Below are 4,814 nucleotides of genomic sequence, written 5' to 3'. Positions count from 1 at the left end.
CCAGTTAACCCCTCGGCTGTTTTGATGCCCGTCTGGCATGGACAGCCACAGTAAAGAGCGGACCCCATGAAACGCCAGCCACTCGACGACAGCTTCAAGGTCAATCGCAACCCCGTTACCCTGCGCGAAATCGTACTGGATAAACTGCGTAGCGCGATCATGAATTTCCAGCTCATGCCAGGGGATCGTCTGGTCGAACGCGATCTCTGTGATCGCCTGGGCGTCAGCCGCACCTCGGTTCGTGAAGCCTTGCGTCACCTGGAATCCGAAGGTCTGGTCGAGTTCGCTGATGCCAAAGGTCCACGGGTGGCGATCATCACTCTCGCCGATGCCGTCGATATCTACGAATTGCGTTGCGTGCTCGAAGGCCTGATCGTCCAGCTGTTCACCCTGCGCGCCAAAGCCAAGGACATCAAAGCCCTGGAAAAAGCCCTCGATGAGAACCGCAAGGCCCTCAAGGACGGCGAGTTGCAACAGGTGATCGACTCGGTACAAGGCTTCTACGACGTGCTGCTCGAAGGTTCGGGCAACCATGTTGCGGCCACTCAGTTGCGCCAGTTGCAGGCACGCATCAGTTATCTGCGCGCGACCTCGGTGTCCCAGCAAAACCGTCGCGGCGCAAGCAATCAGGAAATGGAAAAAATGGTCGCGGCGATCAAGAGCGGCGATGCGCTGGCGGCGCATCAGGCGTGCGTCGATCACGTGCGTGCCGCCGCTGCTGTCGCCCTCGACTACCTCAAGCGCAAACAGGAAGAAACAGGCGACGTGCCTGCGATCACCCTGCCCATCGCGCTGAAAGAACCCCGTATAGGTCACTGACATGTCCAGCCCGAGCTATTGCCCGAAATGCGGTGGCCCTGACCTCGGTCAGCAGGTGCCGCCGGGCGATACGCACGAGCGCATGATGTGCCGTGGCTGCGGCTACATTCACTACGTCAATCCGAAGATCATCGCCGGCTGCATCATCGAGCAGGACGGCAAATACCTCTTGTGCCAACGGGCGATTCCACCGCGTCCGGGCACCTGGACGCTGCCAGCCGGCTTCATGGAAAGCGGCGAGACCACTGAAGAGGCGGCCTTGCGTGAAGTCTGGGAAGAAAGCGGCGTGCGTGCGGAAATCGTCTCGCCCTATTCGATCTTCAGCGTGCCGAAGATCAGCGAGGTGTACATCATCTTCCGCGCGATCGCCCTGGAGATTACCGGCCAGTACGGCCCGGAAACCCTCGACTACAAATTCTTCGCCCCCGAAGACATCCCGTGGGAGCAGATCTACTACCCGGCGATCCGGCAGATCCTCGAACGCTATATCGAGGAACGCCAGGCCGGGGTGTATGGGATCTACATGGGCAATGATGACAGCGGCAAGATCCACTTCATCCGCTGATTACGGCGCCATGCCTTCGACAATGATGATTTCCGCCCTCGCCCATTCCTCGCGATAACGCTTCGCCTCTTGATACGCCGCCGAGCGGTAGCAGGCGACCGCTTGCTCATAGCTATCGAACTCGATCACCACGCTGCGCTGTGGAGTATCCCTGCCCTCCATCGCTTCGCTGCGCCCGCCTCTGGCCAGAAACCGCCCGCCAAACTCAGCGAACGCCTTGGGCGCGCGCTGGGTGTATTGGCTGTATTGGTCGGGATCGGTGATGTCTACGTGAGCAATCCAGTACGCCTTCATAGTGACCTCTTTGTTGATTTTGTATTATGGTATACCAATATATTTCCAACGAACCCTGAGAGTCCAGCATGGCCTTCAACAGCATCGAAGAAATCATCGAAGATTATCGCCTCGGCAAAATGGTTCTGCTGGTCGATGACGAAGACCGGGAAAACGAAGGCGACCTGTTACTCGCCGCTGATTGTTGCACGCCCGAGGCGATCAGCTTCATGGCGCGTGAGGCACGCGGGCTGATTTGCCTTACGTTGACAGACGAACACTGCCAGCGTTTGGGTCTTGAGCAAATGGTGCCGAGCAATGGCAGCGTTTTCAGCACCGCGTTCACTGTGTCGATTGAAGCGGCAGTTGGCGTCACCACCGGGATTTCCGCCGCCGATCGTGCCTGCACGGTCGCCGCCGCCGTGGCCAAAGACGCCCGCGCCGAAGATCTGGTGCAACCCGGGCATATCTTTCCGCTGCGCGCCAAGGAAGGTGGCGTGTTGACCCGCGCCGGTCACACCGAGGCCGGTTGCGATCTGGCCAGGCTGGCCGGTTTCACCCCGGCGTCGGTCATCGTCGAAGTGATGAACGACGACGGCACCATGGCCCGTCGCCCGGATCTGGAAGTCTTCGCGCGCAAGCACGGGATCAAGATCGGCACCATCGCCGACCTGATCCACTATCGCCTGAGTACCGAACACACCATCGAACGTATTGGCGAACGGGAGCTGCCGACGGTGCATGGCACTTTCCGTTTGATCACTTTCGAAGACCGTATCGAAGGTGGGGTTCACATGGCGATGGTCATGGGCGATCTACGCCGTGAGCATCCAACGCTGGTGCGCGTGCATGTGATCGATCCGCTGCGAGATCTGGTCGGCGCCGAATACAGCGGGCCGACAAACTGGACGCTGTGGGCGGCGTTGCAACGGGTCGCGGCCGAGGGCCATGGAGTTGTCGTGGTGCTGGCCAATCATGAATCGTCGCAGGCGTTGCTGGAGCGGGTGCCGCAACTGACGCAGCCGCCACGGCAGTTCAGTCGGTCGCAGTCACGGATTTATTCGGAGGTGGGGACCGGAGCGCAGATTCTGCAGAACCTTGGGGTTGGCAAACTGCGGCACCTTGGGCCGCCCCTCAAGTACGCCGGCCTGACCGGGTATGACCTGGAAGTGGTCGAGAGCATCCCCTACACCGAATAACCCACAGTTATCGATGAGCCCCTGTGGTGAGGGGATTTATCCCCTCGCCACAATTTCATCCACTGCACATTTTCGGTGCCCCCCAAAAAACTACTTCGCCAGATAACCGGTAAGGCAAAGTGCTTGCACAAAGTTTGGAATACCATAATATGATATTCCATAGACCGGACACTCCCACGAACGTCCATCTACTGCTCCCGACAGGCGGGCAACAACGCAAGGCCCGCTCAAAAACACAACAATGAGGGCGTGAAAATGGTGTTGAACAAAGCTGCAACCGCAATCTTTTTTGCGGGACTGCTCAGCGTGACCGGCCAGGCTGCAATGGCCGCCGAAAGCGTGAATTTCGTCAGCTGGGGCGGAAGCACCCAGGATGCGCAGAAACAGGCCTGGGCTGATCCGTTCAGCAAGGCCAGCGGCATTACCGTCGTGCAGGATGGCCCGACCGACTACGGCAAACTCAAGGCGATGGTCGAAAGCGGCAACGTGCAATGGGACGTGGTCGATGTCGAAGCCGATTTCGCCCTGCGCGCTGCTGCTGAAGGCCTGCTCGAACCCCTCGATTTCAAAGTCATCCAGCGCGACAGAATCGACCCGCGCTTTGTCAGCGATCACGGCGTCGGCTCGTTCTTCTTCTCCTTCGTCCTCGGCTACAACGAGGGCAAACTCGGCGCCAACAAGCCGCAGGACTGGAGCGCCCTGTTCGACACCAAGACCTACCCCGGCAAACGCGCCCTCTATAAATGGCCAAGCCCCGGCGTGCTCGAACTGGCCCTGCTGGCCGATGGCGTAGCGGCCGACAAGCTCTACCCGCTGGATCTGGATCGCGCCTTCAAAAAACTCGACACCATCAAGAAAGACATCGTCTGGTGGGGCGGCGGCGCGCAGTCGCAGCAACTGCTGGCATCCGGTGAAGCGAGCATGGGCCAGTTCTGGAACGGCCGCATTCACGCCCTGCAAGAAGATGGCGCGCCGGTGGGCGTGAGCTGGAAACAGAACCTGGTCATGGCCGACATTCTGGTGATTCCAAAGGGCTCGAAAAACAAAGACGCGGCGATGAAGTTCCTGGCCAACGCCAGCAGTGCCAAAGGCCAGGCCGACTTCTCCAACCTGACCGCTTACGCCCCGGTCAACCTCGACAGCGTGGAGCGTCTGGATTCGACGCTGGCTCCCAACCTGCCGACTGCTTACGCCAAGGATCAGATCACTCTTGATTTCGCGTACTGGGCCAAAAACGGCCCTACCATCGCGACACGGTGGAACGAATGGCTGGTCAAATGAAAATGGCGGCCACCGCGCCCCGTCCATCCACTGCCACCGGGAGCGCCGCAAGCGCTGCCGGTTCGGCCGAAGGAAAACAGGCGATCGCGATGTCGCAAACCCCGTCCCTGAGACAACGCTGGCGCGGCGCCGGCAACCTCGCTCCGGCGCTGCTGTTCCTCGGCCTGTTCTTTCTCGCGCCGTTGATTGGCCTGCTGTTGCGCGGCGTGCTGGAGCCGACGCCAGGCCTTGGCAACTATGAACAACTGTTCGCCAACTCGGCCTATGCCCGCGTGCTGCTCAACACCTTTTCGGTGGCCGGGCTGGTGACGATTTTCAGCCTGTTGCTGGGCTTTCCGCTCGCCTGGGCGATCACGCTGGTGCCGCGCGGCTGGGGTCGCTGGATTCTCAACATCGTGCTGTTGTCGATGTGGACCAGCCTGCTCGCCCGCACCTATTCGTGGCTGGTGTTGCTGCAAGCCTCGGGCGTGATCAACAAGGCTTTGATGGCGATGGGCATCATCGATCAGCCGCTGGAAATGGTGCATAACCTGACCGGCGTGGTGATCGGCATGAGCTACATCATGATCCCGTTCATCGTCCTGCCGTTGCAGGCGACCATGCAGGCCATCGACCCGATGATCCTGCAGGCCGGCTCGATCTGCGGCGCCAGCCCATGGACCAACTTCTTCCGGGTG

Annotated in this window: 6 protein-coding genes; 5 read left to right on the top strand and 1 reads right to left on the bottom strand. The window is 60.1% G+C overall.

Going from position 1 to position 4,814, the window contains the following annotated elements:
* Nucleotides 1–66 precede the first annotated feature (66 nt).
* Nucleotides 67–819 carry a GntR family transcriptional regulator gene (locus ACIOVB_RS09485; protein ID WP_187678628.1) on the top strand — a complete coding sequence of 251 codons (753 nt, stop codon included), beginning with the start codon at nt 67–69 and terminating at the stop codon, nt 817–819.
* Nucleotide 820: 1 nt separating this feature from the next.
* Nucleotides 821–1,384 (top strand): NUDIX hydrolase, encoded by a 564-nt coding sequence (locus ACIOVB_RS09480; RefSeq protein WP_401267030.1) that lies wholly within the window; start codon nt 821–823, stop codon nt 1,382–1,384.
* Here ACIOVB_RS09480 and ACIOVB_RS09475 read toward each other — a convergent pair whose 3' ends face one another.
* Nucleotides 1,385–1,678 (bottom strand): DUF1330 domain-containing protein, encoded by a 294-nt coding sequence (locus tag ACIOVB_RS09475; RefSeq protein WP_401267028.1) that lies wholly within the window; start codon nt 1,676–1,678, stop codon nt 1,385–1,387.
* Between the two features lie 68 nt (nt 1,679–1,746).
* Between ACIOVB_RS09475 and ribBA the strand changes: the two genes are divergently transcribed.
* The 3 genes from ribBA to ACIOVB_RS09460 form a co-directional block, all read left to right on the top strand.
* Nucleotides 1,747–2,856 carry a bifunctional 3,4-dihydroxy-2-butanone-4-phosphate synthase/GTP cyclohydrolase II gene (gene ribBA, locus ACIOVB_RS09470; RefSeq protein ID WP_401267025.1) on the top strand — a complete coding sequence of 370 codons (1,110 nt, stop codon included), beginning with the start codon at nt 1,747–1,749 and terminating at the stop codon, nt 2,854–2,856.
* A 255-nt stretch (nt 2,857–3,111) separates the two neighbouring features.
* Entirely contained in the window at nt 3,112–4,137 is a 1,026-nt protein-coding gene (locus tag ACIOVB_RS09465; protein ID WP_401267023.1) for an ABC transporter substrate-binding protein, read from the top strand.
* Nucleotides 4,134–4,814, top strand: a 681-nt coding sequence (locus ACIOVB_RS09460; RefSeq protein WP_401267107.1) for an ABC transporter permease, incomplete at its 3' end; no start/stop codon positions are given. The genes ACIOVB_RS09465 and ACIOVB_RS09460, both read left to right, overlap by 4 nt.

Origin of the sequence: Pseudomonas sp. NPDC087639 (assembly GCF_044743385.1) — a bacterium.
Classification (GTDB): domain Bacteria; phylum Pseudomonadota; class Gammaproteobacteria; order Pseudomonadales; family Pseudomonadaceae; genus Aquipseudomonas.
The sequence above is the reverse complement of the archived record's forward strand: the minus strand, read 5'-3'. Positions and strand labels throughout refer to the sequence as shown.